Genomic DNA, 16927 nt, shown 5'->3' on the forward strand with positions numbered 1-16927 from the left:
GAGCCTACTTCCCTCCGCCGACATTCGGGCCAGGCTCAGGCGACGCCGAGGAAGTTCTCCAGCAGCACCACTTCGAGTCCGGCAGCGAGCTGCGCTGCACGGAACGCGGCAAGGTCCGCGGCGAACTCCGGCCGGAAATGCATCAGCACAATGTCGCCGGGCCGCAACGAATTCCCGTACTGGTAGTCCATGCGGCCGGCGTTCGCCTTGGCCTCCCACGTGACGACGGCTTTCATGCCGGCCGCGGCAACCGCCTGCCGCATGGCATTGGAGTAGTCCCCTCCGGGAGGCCGGAACAGCGTGGGCCGGCGGCCGAACTGCTGCTGGGCGTAGTCCTGCATGCCGGTGATCTCGGCTAGCTGCTGCTGGTAGCCGAGTTGGCGGGACATGTTCACGTTGTGGCTTATCGTATGGTTTTCCACCAGGCTTCCCTGGGCTTCGAACTGTTTGAAGAAGCCCGGATCATCCTGCACGAAGTTCCGCGTGAGGAAGATCGTCGCGGGGTAGTCGTACTCGGCCAGCAGCCGGCCCATCTCCGGAGTCTTCGTCACTCCGTCGTCGATCGTCAGGAACACCACCGGCTGCTTCGTGATGACTCTGGTGAGGACAGGCGCCATCCCGTTTTGGACCGGCGGCAGGGTGAAATCGGGGATGAAGGTCCGCCGAATGCGCTTTCCCGGGCGGCGCAGGGCTCCCGGGACCGCGGCGTTCCGCTCGCCGCCCGTCAACACCGACAACAGCGGCTGCCCCGGACCCGAGCCGGAACCGGGCGCCCGCGAGGGGTCCGGCGCCGCGCTTCCAGGAGCCGCGCACGCCCCCAAGGCAGCCACCAGCGAGGCCCCCAACAGGCCCACGGCGGCCCTCCTTCCAAGGGTCGCCGGGAGCATTGACGGGTAGTGCTCACACATGGCTGATCCTGGCATCCGGGGAACGATTCAGCAGAAGACTAACAGACGAATATGTCTGATTTGGACGGCGGAGGCCGCGCCGGCTGTTACAGGCCGAAGCGACTGGCGTCCTGCGCCGGGCAGGCGTTCATGATCACGTCCAGGCCTGCGGCTTTGGCGCGTTCGGCTGCCGCTTCGTCGATGACTCCCAGCTGCAGCCAGACGGCCCTGGCGCCGACGGCGATCGCCTGGTCAACGACGTCGCCCACTTTCTGCGAATTCACGAAGCAATCAACGACGTCGATGGGCTGCTTGCTGGCCGGAATGTCCGCCAGCCTGGAGTACCCCGTTTCGCCGTGGACGGGATCGCCCGGCAGGTTCACCGGGATGATCTCCATGCCCAGGCGGTCCCTGATGAACAGGGAGGTGTCGTAGGCGGCGCGCCATTCGTTGGTGGTGAGGCCGACGATGGCCCACCGTCCCTTGGTGCGCATCAGCCGTTCGAGGACTGCCGGGGCGTTAACGTGGGCCATGAGCACAGCCTACTCGCCGCGCCGGGGGCGGCCGACGCGGCCGCCGGCAAGCGAGCCCGCTCCGAACGAATGACTGGCTGGCGGGCCGCCCGGGAATGACGGACGGCCGAACATGCCTTCGATCTGTACGGCCTGGAGTTTGTTCGGGTCCAGGCCGAGCGTTTCGACGTCGGCGGCGCCGGGGTGGGCGACGATGGGAGGCTCGGGCCGCGCCCGTCGCGGAAGCCGCCGGATGCTGCGCCACTGCAGGCCTCGAGCTACAACCCAACCAGATGTCGCTAGGGCGAAGCCAACGCAAGGCTGGGGGCGTAATATCTCTGATAACCTAGCCGTATCCACGGACCTCCCGGCCTATTCTTTGGCCGGTCGCAGATAACGGGTGGAGACTTATTTTTCATTGTGAACTGAGGAGTTCCCTATGCATTTGTCGCCCCGTGAGCACGAGAAACTCATGATTGTTGTGGCTGCCGATCTGGCGCGAAGGCGCCAGCACCGCGGCCTCAAACTGAACCATCCGGAGGCCATCGCCATCCTCAGCTACGAGCTGGCCGAGGGCGCCCGCGACGGCCGCACGGTGGCCGAGCTGATGAGCTACGGGGCCACCATCCTCCGCCGCGAGGACGTGATGGAGGGCGTTGCCGACATGATCGCCGATGTCCAGGTGGAAGCCACCTTTCCCGACGGCACCAAACTGGTCACCGTCCACAACCCGATCCGCTAAGCGCAGGAGGACAACCATGAAACCCGGTGAATATCTGCTGCTCGAGGCAGGCGTCAGCTGCAATGCGGGGCTGATCCCGCTCTCCCTGACCGTGACCAACCGCGGCGACCGCCCCATCCAGGTGGGCTCCCACTACCACTTTGCCGAGGTCAACGATGCCCTGGAATTCGACCGGAAGGCCGCCTACGGCCGCCGGCTGGACATCCCGGCCGGCACCGCCGTCCGCTTTGAGCCCGGCGACGCCAAGACCGTCAACCTGGTGACGCTGGGGGGCAGCCGCGAGGTCTACGGCCTCCGCGACACCGTCAACGGCCCCCTGTACCCCTCGCACGGCCTGGTTTCCCGCGTCCCCGGTTCCCTCGAGGAGGACACCAAATGAGCTTTGAACTGAGCCGCAAGCAGTACTCGGACCTGTACGGGCCCACCACGGGCGACGCCGTCCGGCTGGCCGACACTGAATTGTTCGCCGAGATCGAATACGACCACACCAATTACGGGGAGGAAGTGGTGTTCGGCGGGGGCAAGGTGATCCGCGACGGCATGGGCCAGAACGGCCAGCTGGTCCGCGAGGAGGACATCCCGGACACCGTGATCACCAATGTGGTCGTGCTGGACTACACCGGCATCTACAAGGCGGACGTGGCGCTGCGCGACGGCCACATCTTCAAGATCGGCAAGGCCGGCAACCCGCAAATCTCCTCCGGCGTCAACATCACCATCGGCGTGGCCACGGACATCATCGCCGGCGAGGGCAAGATCCTCACGGCCGGCGGCATTGACACGCACGTGCACTTTGTCAGCCCGGACCAGGTGCCTGTGGCGCTGGCCTCCGGCGTCACCACGATGATCGGCGGCGGGACCGGGCCGTCCGATGCCAGCAAGGCCACCACCGTCACGCCCGGGCCGTGGCACATTTCGCGCATGCTCCAGGCCGTGGACAACCTGCCCATCAACATCGGCCTTCTCGGCAAGGGCCACGCCAGCGCCGTCGAGCCTCTGGCCGAGCAGATCCGCGCCGGCGCCATCGGCCTGAAGGTGCACGAGGACTGGGGCGCCACCACGTCCTCGATCGACATGTCCCTGCGCGTGGCGGACGAGTACGACGTCCAGGTGGCCATCCACTCGGACACGCTCAATGAGTGCGGCTTTGTGGAGGACACCATCGCGGCCATCGCCGGGAGGGTCATCCACACCTTCCACACGGAGGGTGCCGGCGGCGGGCACGCCCCCGACATCATCAAGATTGCCGGCATGCCCAATGTGCTCCCGGCCTCGACCAACCCCACGCTGCCGTATACGGTCAACACCGTGGACGAGCACCTGGACATGCTCATGGTCTGCCACCACCTCAGCCCGGACATCCCGGAGGACGTGGCGTTCGCGGACTCGCGCATCCGCAAGGAGACCATCGCCGCGGAGGACGTGCTGCACGACCTGGGGGTCTTCTCCATCACCAGCTCCGATTCCCAGGCCATGGGCCGGGTGGGCGAGGTGGTGCTGCGCACCTGGCAGGTGGCCGACGCCATGAAGCGCCAGCGCGGAAAGTTCGACGACGATCCGAGCGTGGGCGACAACGCGCGGATCAAGCGCTACGTGGCCAAATACACGATCAACCCCGCCATCGCACACGGCATCGATGACTACGTGGGCAGCGTGGAGGAAGGCAAGTTTGCCGACCTGGTGCTCTGGCACCCGGCGTTCTTTGGCGTGAAGCCGGAGATGGTGCTCAAGGGCGGCCAGATGGTCATGAGCGTGATGGGCGATCCCAACGCCTCCATCCCCACGCCGCAGCCACGGACCCTGCGCGGGAACTTTGCCGCCCTCGGCCGCGCCGTGCACTCGAGCTCCATCACGTTTCTCTCCCAGGCCGCCGTCGACGCCGGTGTGCCCGGGCAGCTGGGCCTGAACCACGAGATCCGGGCCGTGCACGGCATCCGGAACCTCACCAAGGCGGACATGAAGCTGAACGGCGAGACCCCCGACATCCAGGTGGATCCGGAGACTTACACCGTCACCGTGGACGGCGTCGCGGCGACGGCGGAGCCCTCCACCGTGCTGCCGATGGCCCAGCGCTTCTTTCTGTTCTAAGACGCAGACTGTTCTAAGACGCAGACTGTTCTAGACCCAAGATGCATTCCGAAAGCGGTACCCCATGATTGTTGAAAACGTCCTGGCCAACGTCCACGAGCTGCCCGACGGCGAGCTGGACGGCCTGCACCTGGAGAAGGTGGTGCTGCCCAGCGCCGCCCTCGTCATGCGCATCCAGCGCGTCACCACGGACCACGGTCGAGAGCTGGGCCTGCGCCTTAACGCCCCGGCCGGATCCGCCGGGGACCTGCGCGACGGCGACGTCCTGTTCCGCGACGGGCAGAACGCCATCGTCGTGTCGGTGGAATCCACGGACGTGCTGGTCATTGCCCCGCGCTCCATCACGGAGATGGGCACGGTGGCCCACAACCTGGGCAACCGGCACCTGCAGGCGCAGTTCTTCGACGCCGGCCCCGAGTTCGGCGCCGAGGTGATGGTGGTGCAGTTCGACCATACGGTGGAGGACCACCTGCTGCACGTGGGCGTTCCGTACTCCCGCCAGGACCGCGTGATGCCGGTGCCGTTCCGGCACGCCGGCCACACCCACTAGCGCCATGGGATCCGCCAGCGCACCGCCGCCGTACCTGCTGGCCCTGCTGCAGCTGAGCGATTCCGCCCTGCCCACCGGCGCCTTCAGCCACTCCTTTGGCATGGAGATGTACCTGGAGCGCGGGCTGATCAACGACGAGGCCGGATTTGCGCAGTGGCTGGCGGAGTTCATCCGGATCCAGCTGGTGCACAACGACGGCCTGGCGATCCGGCTGGCGCTGGAGGCGGACTCCGTGGCGGAGGTCTTCGCGCTGGACACCATGCTGGCCGCGGCCGCGCTGCCGCGGGAGATCCGCGAGGCCGGCACCAAGATGGGGCTGCGCATGCTGGACATTTCCCGGCAGGTGGCCCCCGGCGGCGAGCTGGATTCCTATGCCGCCCGCGTGGCGGACGGGCGCTGCGCCGGGCACCCGGCCATCGCCGTCGCGCTGGTGGGCCGGGCCCTGTCCATCCCCGCCGCGGAGCTGCTGGCCGCCTACCTGTTTTCCACGGTCACATCCCTGACCCAGAACGCCATCAGGGCCATCCCGATTGGCCAGAACGCCGGCCAGCGCGTGCTCCGCGGGGCACACGCCGTCGTCGTGGAAGCCGTGGCCACCATCCACTCGCTCGATGCGGACGATTTTGGCGCCGCCGCGCCCGGGCTGGAAATTGCCCAGATGCGGCACGAACGCCAGCGCGCCCGCATCTTCATGTCTTAGAGAATCCGCCCCACGGGGCCAGAGCACCCAGGAGAGAACCAATGGAACCGATCAAGATTGGCATCGGCGGACCCGTCGGCGCCGGCAAGACCCAGCTGGTGGAGCGCATCACGCGCCACATGAGCGGGACAGTCTCCATGGCGGCCATCACCAACGACATCTACACCATTGAGGACGCCAAGATCCTGGCCGCCAATGGCATCCTGCCGCTGGACAGGATCATCGGCATCGAAACCGGCGGCTGCCCGCACACGGCCATCCGCGAGGACACCTCGATGAACTCGGCCGCCGTTCAGGAGCTCAAGGACCGCCACCCGGACCTCCAGATCATCTTCATCGAAAGCGGCGGCGACAACCTTTCCGCCACGTTCAGCCCGGAACTGGTGGACTTCTCCATCTACATCATCGACGTGGCCCAGGGGGAGAAGATCCCGCGCAAGGCCGGGCAGGGCATGATCAAGAGCGATCTCTTCATCATCAACAAGACGGATCTGGCCCCGTATGTGGGCGCCGACCTGAACGTGATGGCCGCCGATTCCAAGGAATTCCGCGGCAACAAGCCGTTCTGCATGACCAACCTCAAGACCGATGAGGGCCTGGACGCGGTGATCGATTGGATCAAGCACGATGTGCTGATGCTGGACCTGGCCCAGTGACCTCGGTGGCCGTTGCTCCTCCCGCGGCAGGGCTCGTGGGCGAGCTGCGCATGAGCGTGGGCCTGCGCGGGGAGCGCTGCATTGCCACCGAGCAGTACCACCGCGGGGCGCTGCGGATCCTGCGCCCGCACTATCTGGACGGCACCGCCCAGGTTTGCTACGTCGTCGTCAATCCCGGCGGGGCCTTCCTGGGCGGGGACCGCTACAGCATCGACGTCGAGGTCCAGCCCGGCGCGCGCCTGCTGCTCACCACCCAGTCCGCCACCAAGATCTACCGCACGCCCGGCAACCGCGCCGAACAGGCGACCCGGATCCGGCTCGGTGCCGGGGCCAGCCTGGAATCCGTCCCGGACCAGCTCATCGCCTACCGCGGCGCCTCCTACCGCCAGCACACCGTGGTGGAGATGCACCCGACGGCGTCGCTGGTGATCGCGGAGGTGGTGACCCCGGGCTGGTCCCCGGACGGGGCCCTGTTCCGCTACGACAGCATCCGGCTCCGGACGGACATCCACATCGATGGCAGGCTGGCGGTGCTGGACAACCTGCAGATCACCCCCGGCGGCGGCTCCCCCGTGGACGGCATGGCGTTTATGGAGCACTACACGCATCTGGGGTCCCTGCTGGTGGTGGACCCGCGCGTGGACACGGCGCTGGTGGACGAGCTCCATGCGCTGCTGGCCCCGATGGACCCGGACGGGCAGCTGGGCATCTCGCTGCTGGCCGGGCCCGGCCTGGTGGTCCGCGCCCTGTCCTCCTCCACCGAAGCCCTCGACGCCCTGATCGCCGCCGCCGTGGACCTGCTCCGCGCCCGCTGGCACGGACAGGGCCCGCTGAATCTAAGGAAGTACTGATGGCACTGTTGGCCCGCACCAGCTACCTGGAGCGCGAAAAGCTCCCCGCCGCCCGGCGCATCGGCGCCACCTTTGCCGCCGTCGCCGTGCTGCATCTGGCGGTGCTGGCCCTGCTGGGCTATTCGCTGCTCTCCGACGCGCACCCGCTGGCGCTGGGCCTGCTGGTCACCGCCTATCTGGCGGGCATGAAGCACAGCTACGACTGGGACCACATTGCCGCCATTGACAATGCCAGCCGCAAGTTTGCCGGCCAGGGCCGCGCCCCGGTCAGCGTGGGCTTTGCCTTCAGCCTGGGGCACAGCTCCGTGGTGGTGCTGACGGGCATCCTGGTGGTGGCCGGGGCCGGGATCATGGCCGATGTGCTCCAGGACGGTTCGGCCGCCAGCACCGTGCTGGCCGTTTTTGGCGCCTCGGTCTCGGCCCTGTTTCTGCTTGCCATCGGCCTGTTCAACGGCACCGCCTTTGGCCGCGCCACGGCGCTCTACCGCCGGGTGCGCAGCGGCGGCACCGCCAGCGAGGAGGAGCTCGCCCCCACCGGCGCCGTCGCCCGACTGTTGAACAAGCCGCTCTCGAAAGTCAAGCGGCCGCGGGACATCTACGTGCTGGGCTTCCTCTTCGGCCTGGGCTTTGACACCGCCTCCACCATCGCGTTCCTGCTGCTCACGGCTTCCGCGGCGCTGGCCGGGATCTCGCCGCCGGCCCTGATGGCGCTGCCGCTGGGTTTCACCGCGGCGATGACCCTCTGCGACACCGCCAACGGGGTGGCCATGATGAAAATGTATCGTTCGGCCGTGGTGGACCCCGTGCGCCGGATCGGCTTCAACATGGTGATCACGGGCATGTCCGCCACCTCGGCCCTGTTCATCTCCCTCATCACCATCGGCGGACTCCTGCACACGGTGCTGAGCCTGGACGACCCCGTCACCATCTGGCTGGCCGAGCTGGACCTCGGCCATGCCGGCCTTGCCCTGGTGGCGCTGTTTCTGGGCGTCTGGGGCATTGCGGCACTGCGCTGGCGCCGCAGCGCCGACCGGTGAGCCGCATCGGGTGAGCGCCCGTTGGGACGGCCGGCCGGCCGCTCAGGGTCAGGCCACCTAAGACTGGCCGGGGAACTTCGAGGGCAGCGAGCCGGGAAGCGTGGGCGAGACGGGTGCGGGGCTGTAGGGCAGGCTCCCGCCGTGTGCGTCGCCGAGGTCCGGCAAGTCAGGTGCCGCAGGCATCCCGGGCATCACAGGACGATGTCCCGGCGTCGGGACCACTCCGCCACCGCCGACGGCGGGGGGTGTGGCGTGTGGCGCGGACGGCGTCTGCGCTGACCGCGAGCCCGGGACCCGGGTCGCGGGCGTCGGCGTGGTACCGACCGGGGTGGTGGCCGTGGGCGCTGGGGAAGCGGGAACGGCCGGGTCGGAAGCCGGCGACGGCCGGGCCTGCTCCGGAGCCGGGGACGGGCCGTGGCCGGATGGCTGGAAAATGACGCCGACGGTCCGGCTGACATTGTGGCGGAAGTCCTCGCTGGAGGCTGCCACGGCGCCCGCTCCCAGGCTCATCGCGCCGATGACGGCGCCGCCGACTATGGCCAGGCGGCGGTTCCGGCCCCGGCGGCGGTCCGCGAGGCTGGCGACGCCGGCAGGCAGCGATCCTTCGGGCACACCTCCGACGGAGGGGGCGCCGGGTGAGGGGTTGGCAGCGGCTGAGCCGACCGTTCCGGTGGCGAGCAACGCCGCGAGGTCGGCGCGGGGCGCGGGAGCCTGGTCCGGGACCAGCGCGCGGAGCTGTTCCAGGGAGGCGCGGAGCTCGGTGGCAGCTTCAAGGCCGGAATCGCGGAGCATCGCCTGGATGCTGCCATCCTGCTGGGGGTCGCGTGTGCCGGTCATGATGCTGCGGGGTCCTTTTCGGTTACGAGTTCGCGCAGGGCACTGAGCCCGCGTCGCTGAAGCTGCTTGATGGCACCGGGCGTCTTGTCCATGATGCCGGCCACCTGTTCGATGGAAAGGTCCGCGATTATCCGCAGGACCAGGACCTCCCGTTGCTCCTCATTGAGCCGGGACAATGTGTCAGACATACCGCCCAAGGAGCCAAGTGCCTCATCCTCGGCGGAAGCTGAATACCGCGCGTCAACCAAGGGATCGTATTCAGCCAGATACGGCGTGCGCTCCGCCCGCCGCCGGTAGTCGACCAACCGCGCGTGGGCGACAGAGAAAATGAAGGTCCGCAGACCCGTGTGGCCGCCGGTGACGTTGGCCAGTTTCGGCAGGACGTCCACGAAGACGTCCTGGGTGAGCGCCTCGGCGTCGTCCACGCCTCGGGCGCGGAAGTAGCCGAGCACGGCGGGAGAAATGGCCGCGTAGACGGCGCTAAAGCCTGATGGGTCACCAGCTAAGGCGGCTGACAGTTCGTCATCGCTTAGCTGTTCTGCCAAGAGGCTTTCCTTCCGTTACGGCTGGGGTGCGGCCTCAGCAAGTCTAGCGGCCGCACCCCCGAGGCCTCCGTGGGAGGCGATCCGTGCTTACTTGCCGAGGCTTACTTGTCGACCGTCGGCAGCTCGGCGGACGGCGTGGCCGGAACGGCCGGGGTAGCCGGTACAGCCGGCACGCCCTTGGCGCCCGGAACAGCCGGAACAGCAGGGACAGCGGCGTTCACGTTGGCGTCGGCATCGGCGTTGGCGTGTGCCTTGCCCGCAGCACCCTTGACGCTGGCCTCGCCGTTGACGTTGGCACCGTCCTTATCTGCGGCGATGGAGCCGTCGACGGAGCCTTCGCCGGCGCCTTCGGTGCCGTCGACGTCGGCGTCGCCCTTGGCGGAGCCGTCAGCCGACGGGGAAGCCGGAACGGCGGGTACGGCCGGCTTCGCGGGGAGTTTGGGAGTGGCCGGAACCGCGGGGGTAGCCGGGATGGCGGGCGTAGCGTGGGTCACTTCAGCCTGCTGCGTGCTGGACTGGGTGCTGGACTCCTGGGCCGCGTTGGCCAGTCCGATGCCGGAGAAACCTCCGACTGCCAGGATGGCGGCGCCGACAGCAATCTTGGTGGTCTTGCTAACACTCTTCATAACAGACATACATCCTTTGGTTGGTTGAAGGCTGGCCGGCGCCCGATGGGGGCAGGCGCCGGCCGGCACTTACAGTGAGGGCCAGCCGGATGCCTGATGGGGGTTCAGGCTCCGGTGGCGCTTACAAAGGAGTAATCGCTGGGGCACCCCGAAAGGTTACGCACCAGTCGGAAATTCTTTTTTCTTTGTCGGGGCGGCCGGGGGCGGCGTCGCCTGATGCGCGGCTTAACCACGACGGCGCCGGGTCACCTTTCCGGGTGACCCGCCGCCGTCGAACTCCTGTCAGTTACGAGAGTCAGCTACGAGACAGTCAGTCAGTGTCAGTCATGGATCAGGTCGTTGATCACGATCGTCTGGTCACGGTCCGGGCCGACACCGATCGCGGAGAAGCGCGTGCCGGAGAGCTTCTCGAGGGCCAGCACGTAGTTCCGGGCGTTCTCCGGGAGGTCCTCCAGGGTGCGCGCGCCGGTGATGTCCTCGGTCCAGCCTTCGAAGTACTCGAAGATCGGCTTGGCGTGATGGAACTCGGTCTGGGTCATCGGCATTTCGTCGTGCCGGACGCCGTCGACGTCGTAGGCCACGCAGACCGGGATCTGCTCGATGCCCGTCAGGACGTCCAGCTTGGTGACGAAGTAGTCCGTGAAGCCGTTGACCCGGGACGCCTGGCGCGCCAGCACGGCGTCGTACCAGCCGCAGCGGCGCGGCCGGCCTGTGTTGACACCAAATTCGCCGCCGGTCTTCTGCAGGTACAGGCCCATCTCATCGAACAGTTCCGTGGGGAACGGCCCGGCGCCCACGCGGGTTGTGTACGCCTTGATGATGCCGATGGAGCGCGAGATCCGCGTCGGGCCGATGCCCGAGCCCACGGACGCGCCGCCGGCGGTCGGGTTCGAAGAGGTGACAAACGGGTAGGTGCCGTGGTCGACGTCGAGGAACGTGGCCTGGCCGCCCTCCATGAGAACCACCTTGCCCTCGTCCAGGGCCGTGTTCAGGACAAAGGTGCTGTCGATGACCAGCGGGCGGAGGCGCTCGGCGAAGGAGAGGAAATAATCCACGATCTCGTCCACCTCAATGTCGCGGCGGTTGTAGACCTTGACCAGGAGCTCGTTCTTCTGCCGCAGCGAGCCTTCGACCTTCTGTCGCAGGATGGAGGCGTCGAAGACGTCCTGGACGCGGATGCCCAGGCGGGCCACCTTGTCCATGTAGGCCGGGCCGATGCCGCGGCCGGTGGTGCCGATGGCGCGGCTGCCGAGGAACCGCTCGGTGACCTTGTCCAGGACCTGGTGGTAGGGCGCAACCAGGTGGGCGTTGGCGGAGACGCGCAGCTTGGAGGTGTCCGCGCCGCGGGCTTCGAGGCCGTCGATCTCCTGGAACAGGGCCTCAAGGTTCACCACGCAGCCGTTGCCGATGATCGGAACCGCGTTCGGGCTCAGGATGCCGGCCGGAAGGAGCTTGAGCTCATACTTCTCACCGCCTACGACGACGGTGTGCCCCGCGTTGTTGCCGCCGTTCGGCTTGACGACATAGTCAACACGGTGGCCAAGCAGGTCAGTGGCCTTACCTTTGCCTTCGTCGCCCCATTGGGCTCCGACGATCACGATTGCTGGCATGGGATCCTCCCCCATTCGTTCGGGCCGAACCACAGTTGTTCCCGCAGCTCAGCGCCGTTCATGAGAATGCCCCGAATCTACCGCTGTGCTCTTACCCAACGCCAGAGTTCCGGGGCTCTTACCACCCAAGTTTAGCCGAAAACGGTGACCGGCATCGCTTTGGGCACTTACGGGCCGGCCGGGAGGCTCCCGGCGAACGCCAGGGCGGCTTCGGCCAGGGCCGGCCACGCCTCCGCGGACCCGGCCGGTACTTCCACCCAGTCCTTGAACGGGCGCTCCATCCCCGAGGGGTCAAAGAGCTGCGCGCCCGGGTACTGGAGCGCACGGGCGTGTGCGGGCGAGTCCCGGCCCAGCTTGAAGGCCATCGCGTCACAGCTCAGGCAGGCCAGCGCCTTGCGGTTGATCATCAGGGCGCGGGCGCCAAACGTCTGGCCCAGGGCGACTCCCGCCCCCGCAAGGTCGGCGGCTACCCCCTCGAAGGCCTCGATGGCGGCATCGGAGGAATCTCTGTTCTTCATAGCTGCATCATCCACCAGGACACCCCCTACGACACATAGCGGGAATGACTTGCGGACCGTCCTGCCGTGGAATTGAGTGAGAGTGACCATCAAGGACCGATGGAAGGAACCTCCCCATGTCCCGGAACACCGATCACATCCGCGTCACCCACGCCGGCTCGTTGCCCCGCACGCCGGAGCTGATCGCCGCCAACGAGGCCAAGGAAACCGACGGCATCACGCCCGAATTCCTGGACCTGCTGGAAAGCTCGGTGGTGGACATCGTCCGGCGCCAGAAGGACCTCGGCATCGACATCCCCAACGACGGCGAGTACGGGCACACCATGTCCAGCTCCGTTGACTACGGGGCCTGGTGGAACTACTCCTTCTCCCGGCTCGGCGGCCTGGAACCGACCGACCTGGACCGCTGGGCCGACGCGGAGGTGCACCGCTCCACGCCGGGCAACATCGTCCTGACCTCCTTCCCGGACCGCCGGGACCGGCAGCAGTTCAACGAGGCCTACGACGATCCCTCCTCCGGGATCCTGGCCCACCGCAAGTCCGTCTCGCAGCCCAAGATCGCCGGGCCGCTGAGCTACACAGGTCAGGCGCTCGTGGGCTCGGACATTGCCAACCTGAAGACCGGCCTCACCGCGGCCGGCCTGGCCGAGGGCTTCGTGGCCTCCCTGTCCCCCGGCTCCTGCGCCCGGGTCGCCAATGAGTACTACAAAACGGATGAGGAGCTCCTCTACGCCTGCGCCGACGCGATGCGTGAGGAATACAAAGCCATCATCGACGCCGGCCTGACTGTCCAGCTCGATGACCCGTCCCTCGCCGAGAGCTGGGACCAGATCAACCCCGAGCCGAGCCTGGCGGACTATCTGAAGTTCATCCAGCTCCGGGTCGAAGCTACGAACTGGGCCCTCCGCGACCTGCCGCAGGAACTGATCCGGCTGCACGTCTGTTGGGGTTCCTGGCACGGCCCGCACACCACGGACATCCCCTTCGCGGACATCCTGGGTTCGGTCCTGCAGATCAACGCCGGCGGCTACTCGTTCGAGGCAGCCAACGTCCGCCACGAACACGAATGGCGGGTGTGGGAAGACGCCAAGCTCCCCGAGGGCAAGGTCATCATGCCCGGTGTGGTCTCGCACGCCACCAACGTCGTGGAGCATCCGGACCTGGTGGCGGACCGGATCGTGCGCTTCGCGGGGCTCGTGGGGCGTGAAAACGTGATTGCGTCCACAGATTGCGGCCTTGGCGGCAGGGTTCATCCGCAGATTGCCTTCGCCAAGCTGGCGGCCCTCGGGGAGGGCGCACGCCGCGCCAGCAAGCAGCTTTGGTAGCGGATTCCGGAGCGCCGGCGGCACCCTGGGCGGGGCCGGGCTGCCGGCCCTGCCCCGCATTTCGCAGGGCTTGATAGACTGGTAAAGATCGATCAGGACATCGGTCCACACCACATTTTCAAACCACACCGTCTTTGGTATGCCCTGTATTTGGCGTGCCCGCGCACGGTCTGGCAGCTTGACCAATCCCGCAGGAGACCCAGCAATATATGACAGCCCTGGCCACTGAAAATTTCCGCGAACAGCTCCTGAGCCGCCGCTACGAACCCAACGTCGCGGCCGTCAACGAACTCTGCGACACCCTGCAGGCCGCCAAAGCTGGCACCTACGTCCCCTATGTGGATCCGATGCACGACGTCGACGAGTGCAGGATCATCAGCCTGTACTCCAACATCGGCACCGAAGATGAGTCCGGCTTCATCACCGCCGGCGACCACGAGGCGGCCACCCGCATGCTCGGCGTCCAGTGGAAGCTGGGCCTGCGCCCTGAATTCGTCATGCCCTGGAACGTCCACCCGTGGCATGTGCCCGGTGAGCCCAACGGCAAGTTCACGCCGGACCAGATTTCCGCCGGCCTGAAGCCGCTGCTGAAGTTCCTGGCCGTCGTGCCCCGCGCCTCCGTGATCGTGGCCCACGGCACCGAGGCCAACCGCCTCGCCAACCTGCTGCTCAAGACCGAGGTCCCGCTGCTGTGGCGCCGCGGCCTGAAGACCTACAAGGTCCGCTCGCTCAGCGGCCGCGCCTTCGCCGGCACCCCAGCCCGCCAGGAGCAGTACCTTGAAGAAATGCACACCGCCTACGCGGATGCCATGGCCCGCACGGGCCTGGCCAAGGCCAGCTAGCATTTCCGCTGATTAGCAACAACGACGGCGGGCGCTCACCCAAAGGTGGGCGCCCGCCGTCGTACTGCCCTAAGCCAACGCGGGGTCGCATACAGCCCGTCCCACAGTGTGGAGTGGGCCGTAAGTGACCGCGCGTCGCTGTGTGGTGCTCCGGTTAGCTCCCGGCTTCGATGGCAGCCTTGGCGGTCGGATCGGAGTCCTTGAGGAACTTCTCGATCCGCTCCGGCTCCTCTGCCTCGCTGATCGCCGCGGAGGCGCGGCCCAGCGAGTACAGGGCGCGCAGGAAGCCGCGGTTGGGCTCGTGCTCCCACGGGATGGGTCCGACACCGCGCCAGCCGTTGCGGCGCAGCGAATCCAGGCCGCGGTGGTAGCCGACGCGGGAGTAGGCGTAGGAGTCGATGGTCCGGCCCTCTTTCCACGCCTCCTCGGCCAGGACGGCCCAGAGCAGCGAGGACGTCGGGTGGTTCTCCACCAGGTCCAGCGCTTCCTGGCCCGCGTCCAGCGCCGCGTAGACCTCGGTCTCGGCAGGCAGGAGCGTGGGCTCAGGACCCATCAGGTTCTTGCGGAACTCGTCGGACATGCTCAGAACGTCTTGCCGGTGGAGCCGAGCTGCTGGGCTGCCTCGACGACGCGTGCCGCGAGGCCGGCCTCGGCGGAGGCGCCCCAGACGCGGGGGTCGTAGAGCTTCTTGTTGCCGACCTCGCCGTCAACCTTCAGCACGCCGTCGTAGTGCTTGAACATGTGGTCCACCACGGGGCGCGTGTAGGCGTACTGGGTGTCGGTGTCGATGTTCATCTTGATGACACCGTAGGAGACGGCGTCGGCGATTTCCTTCTCGGAGGAGCCGGAGCCGCCGTGGAAGACGAGGTCGAACGGGCTGGTCTTGCCGATCTTGGCGCCGACCTGCTCCTGAATGTCCTTGAGGATCTCCGGGCGGAGCTTCACTCCGCCCGGCTTGTACACGCCGTGCACGTTGCCGAAGGTCAGAGCCGTGATGTAGCGGCCGTTTTCGCCGGAGCCGAGGGCCTCGATGGTGGCCAAGGCATCCTCGACGGTGGTGTAGAGCTTGTCGTTGATGGCGTTCTCGACGCCGTCTTCCTCGCCGCCGACCGTGCCGATCTCAACCTCGAGGATGATCTTGGCAGCCGCGGCGCGTTCCAGCAGTTCGCGGCCGATGCGCAGGTTCTCGGTGAGGGTTTCAGCGGAGCCGTCCCACATGTGCGAGTTGAAGATGGGGTCCTTGCCGGCCTTGACGGCTTCCTCGGAAGCGGCCAGCAGCGGCAGGACGAAGCCCTCGAGCTTGTCCTTGGGGCAGTGGTCCGTGTGCAGGGCGATGTTGACGCCGTAGTTCTTGGCAACTTCGCGGGCGAACGCGGCGAAGCCCAGCGAACCGGCCACCATGTCCTTGGTGGACGCGCCGGACCAGTACGCGGCGCCGCCGGTGGAGACCTGGACGATGCCGTCAGACTCGGCCTCGGCAAAGCCGCGGAGGGCGGCGTTGAGGGTCTGGGACGACGTGACGTTGACCGCCGGGAACGCGAAGCCGCCCGTTTTTGCGCGGTCGATCATCTCGGAGTAGATCTCTGGGGTTGCAATGGGCATGCTGACTCCTAAAGTGAATTTGGTCTGCGGGCTGTGTTGACCCTGGAGTGGACCTCGTCGGCTAGGAACCATCCTAGCCATTCCTGCGCCGGGGCAGTGTCTCCTGTCACTCGGGCCTGTAATACTCGCAGTCCCGTTGCTCCCCGCCCCGCCCGCCACCTCGCCAGATGGCACTTCGCGGCAGTGTCCGGGAAATCATTGCCGCGAAGCGCCATCTGGCGAGGAAGGGGTGCGGGGAGGGACGGGGCCGGGTGCGCCGCGGGACCTAGACCGGAAGCTGGCCGAACACGTGCCGGCGGATCCAGGCGTGCATCGCGATGGCCGCGGCCGAGGCGGCGTTGATGGAACGGGTGGAGCCGAACTGCTCGATCGACAGCGTCGCGAGCGCGGCTTCGTGGACCTCCGGTGTCAGGCCCGGACCCTCCTGGCCGAAGACCAGCACGCAGTCCTTGGGCAGCTCGTAGGTCTCCAGCGGGACGGAATCCGGGAAGATGTCGATGCCGATGATCGCCAGCCCCTCCCCCTGCGCCCAGGCCACGAAGTCCTCGACGGTGGGGTGGTGGCGGACGTGCTGGTAGCGGTCGGTGACCATGGCCCCGCGGCGGTTCCACCGGCGTCGGCCGATGATGTGGACTTCCTTGGCCAGGAACGCATTCGCGGTGCGGACCATGGTGCCGATATTGAGGTCGTGCTGCCAGTTTTCGATGGCGATGTGGAAGTTGTGGCGCCGGGTATCCAGGTCCGCGACGATCGCGTCGTGCTTCCAGTAGCGGTACTTGTCCACCACATTGCGGCGGTCACCGTCCGCCAGCAGATCCGGGTCCCAGTGCCCGCCCTGCGGCAGCTCGCCCTCCCAGGGACCGACGCCGATCTCCGCCTTGGGCTCCGCTTCGTCCTCTTCGACGGGACCCTTGGCGGGACGGGGTTCACTGGGGGTCTCGGGTTCAGTCACGACTCAACATTAGACTGGGACGCAGGAAGCGGCACATTATCGGCGGA

Annotated in this window: 20 protein-coding genes; 10 read left to right on the plus strand and 10 right to left on the minus strand. The window is 67.2% G+C overall.

Annotation, left to right across the window (positions count from 1 at the left end; all coding sequences use genetic code 11):
• Window positions 1-35: 35 nt before the first annotated feature.
• Window positions 36-908, minus strand: a complete 873-nt coding sequence (locus tag ACQCSY_RS06810; protein WP_427134280.1) for a polysaccharide deacetylase family protein — start codon at window positions 906-908, stop codon at window positions 36-38.
• A gap of 86 nt (window positions 909-994) precedes the next feature.
• Window positions 995-1420, minus strand: coding sequence for a CoA-binding protein (locus ACQCSY_RS06815; protein ID WP_427134282.1), 426 nt, complete (start codon window positions 1418-1420; stop codon window positions 995-997).
• Between the two features lie 418 nt (window positions 1421-1838).
• Here ACQCSY_RS06815 and ACQCSY_RS06820 point away from each other — a divergent pair, with 418 nt between their 5' ends.
• The 8 genes from ACQCSY_RS06820 to ACQCSY_RS06855 all read left to right on the plus strand — a co-directional run bounded on the left by ACQCSY_RS06820 (window position 1839) and on the right by ACQCSY_RS06855 (window position 8023).
• On the plus strand, window positions 1839-2141 hold the full coding sequence (locus tag ACQCSY_RS06820) for an urease subunit gamma (RefSeq protein ID WP_427134284.1): 303 nt from the start codon (window positions 1839-1841) through the stop codon (window positions 2139-2141).
• A gap of 16 nt (window positions 2142-2157) precedes the next feature.
• A complete protein-coding gene (locus ACQCSY_RS06825; RefSeq protein ID WP_427134286.1) occupies window positions 2158-2520 on the plus strand; it encodes an urease subunit beta in 363 nt (120 codons plus the stop codon).
• A complete protein-coding gene (gene ureC, locus ACQCSY_RS06830) occupies window positions 2517-4229 on the plus strand; it encodes an urease subunit alpha (RefSeq protein ID WP_427134288.1) in 1713 nt (570 codons plus the stop codon). The genes ACQCSY_RS06825 and ureC overlap by 4 nt, the downstream gene beginning before the upstream one ends.
• Window positions 4230-4293: 64 nt before the next feature.
• On the plus strand, window positions 4294-4779 hold the full coding sequence (ureE, locus tag ACQCSY_RS06835; protein WP_427134289.1) for an urease accessory protein UreE: 486 nt from the start codon (window positions 4294-4296) through the stop codon (window positions 4777-4779).
• A 4-nt stretch (window positions 4780-4783) separates the two neighbouring features.
• The gene (locus ACQCSY_RS06840) at window positions 4784-5479 is read left to right on the plus strand and encodes an urease accessory protein UreF (protein ID WP_427134291.1); all 696 of its coding nucleotides are present in this window, start codon (window positions 4784-4786) and stop codon (window positions 5477-5479) included.
• Between the two features lie 41 nt (window positions 5480-5520).
• On the plus strand, window positions 5521-6135 hold the full coding sequence (gene ureG / locus ACQCSY_RS06845; protein WP_427134292.1) for an urease accessory protein UreG: 615 nt from the start codon (window positions 5521-5523) through the stop codon (window positions 6133-6135).
• Window positions 6132-6986, plus strand: a complete 855-nt coding sequence (locus ACQCSY_RS06850; protein WP_427134294.1) for an urease accessory protein UreD — start codon at window positions 6132-6134, stop codon at window positions 6984-6986. The genes ureG and ACQCSY_RS06850 overlap by 4 nt, the downstream gene beginning before the upstream one ends.
• On the plus strand, window positions 6986-8023 hold the full coding sequence (locus ACQCSY_RS06855; protein WP_427134296.1) for a HoxN/HupN/NixA family nickel/cobalt transporter: 1038 nt from the start codon (window positions 6986-6988) through the stop codon (window positions 8021-8023). Before ACQCSY_RS06850 ends, ACQCSY_RS06855 begins: the two co-directional genes overlap by 1 nt.
• Window positions 8024-8080: 57 nt before the next feature.
• On the opposite strand, the gene ACQCSY_RS06860 is transcribed toward ACQCSY_RS06855, so the two are convergent.
• The 5 genes from ACQCSY_RS06860 to ACQCSY_RS06880 form a co-directional block, all read right to left on the minus strand.
• A complete protein-coding gene (locus tag ACQCSY_RS06860) occupies window positions 8081-8860 on the minus strand; it encodes a hypothetical protein (protein WP_427134298.1) in 780 nt (259 codons plus the stop codon).
• Window positions 8857-9405 carry an RNA polymerase sigma factor gene (locus ACQCSY_RS06865; RefSeq protein ID WP_427134300.1) on the minus strand — a complete coding sequence of 183 codons (549 nt, stop codon included), beginning with the start codon at window positions 9403-9405 and terminating at the stop codon, window positions 8857-8859. Before ACQCSY_RS06865 ends, ACQCSY_RS06860 begins: the two co-directional genes overlap by 4 nt.
• 101 nt (window positions 9406-9506) lie before the next feature.
• Window positions 9507-10031, minus strand: coding sequence for a hypothetical protein (locus ACQCSY_RS06870; protein ID WP_427134302.1), 525 nt, complete (start codon window positions 10029-10031; stop codon window positions 9507-9509).
• Window positions 10032-10351: 320 nt separating this feature from the next.
• A complete protein-coding gene (locus ACQCSY_RS06875) occupies window positions 10352-11641 on the minus strand; it encodes an adenylosuccinate synthase (RefSeq protein ID WP_427134304.1) in 1290 nt (429 codons plus the stop codon).
• Window positions 11642-11808: 167 nt separating this feature from the next.
• Complete coding sequence (locus ACQCSY_RS06880) at window positions 11809-12159, minus strand: hypothetical protein (protein WP_427134306.1); 351 nt, start codon at window positions 12157-12159, stop codon at window positions 11809-11811.
• A 116-nt stretch (window positions 12160-12275) separates the two neighbouring features.
• Between ACQCSY_RS06880 and ACQCSY_RS06885 the strand changes: the two genes are divergently transcribed.
• Both ACQCSY_RS06885 and ACQCSY_RS06890 read left to right on the plus strand, forming a co-directional pair.
• Complete coding sequence (locus ACQCSY_RS06885; protein WP_427134307.1) at window positions 12276-13484, plus strand: cobalamin-independent methionine synthase II family protein; 1209 nt, start codon at window positions 12276-12278, stop codon at window positions 13482-13484.
• Window positions 13485-13693: 209 nt separating this feature from the next.
• A complete protein-coding gene (locus ACQCSY_RS06890; protein ID WP_427134309.1) occupies window positions 13694-14326 on the plus strand; it encodes a uracil-DNA glycosylase in 633 nt (210 codons plus the stop codon).
• A 154-nt stretch (window positions 14327-14480) separates the two neighbouring features.
• Here the strand turns inward: ACQCSY_RS06890 and ACQCSY_RS06895 are convergent, their stop codons facing one another.
• The 3 genes from ACQCSY_RS06895 to ACQCSY_RS06905 form a co-directional block, all read right to left on the minus strand.
• A complete protein-coding gene (locus ACQCSY_RS06895) occupies window positions 14481-14906 on the minus strand; it encodes a DUF3151 domain-containing protein (RefSeq protein WP_427134310.1) in 426 nt (141 codons plus the stop codon).
• A gap of 2 nt (window positions 14907-14908) precedes the next feature.
• On the minus strand, window positions 14909-15928 hold the full coding sequence (gene fbaA, locus ACQCSY_RS06900) for a class II fructose-bisphosphate aldolase (protein ID WP_427134312.1): 1020 nt from the start codon (window positions 15926-15928) through the stop codon (window positions 14909-14911).
• 265 nt (window positions 15929-16193) lie between these two features.
• On the minus strand, window positions 16194-16880 hold the full coding sequence (locus ACQCSY_RS06905; protein WP_427134314.1) for a TrmH family RNA methyltransferase: 687 nt from the start codon (window positions 16878-16880) through the stop codon (window positions 16194-16196).
• Window positions 16881-16927: the final 47 nt, after the last annotated feature.

Origin of the sequence: Pseudarthrobacter sp. S9 (genome assembly GCF_050156545.1) — a bacterium.
Taxonomy (GTDB): domain Bacteria; phylum Actinomycetota; class Actinomycetes; order Actinomycetales; family Micrococcaceae; genus Arthrobacter.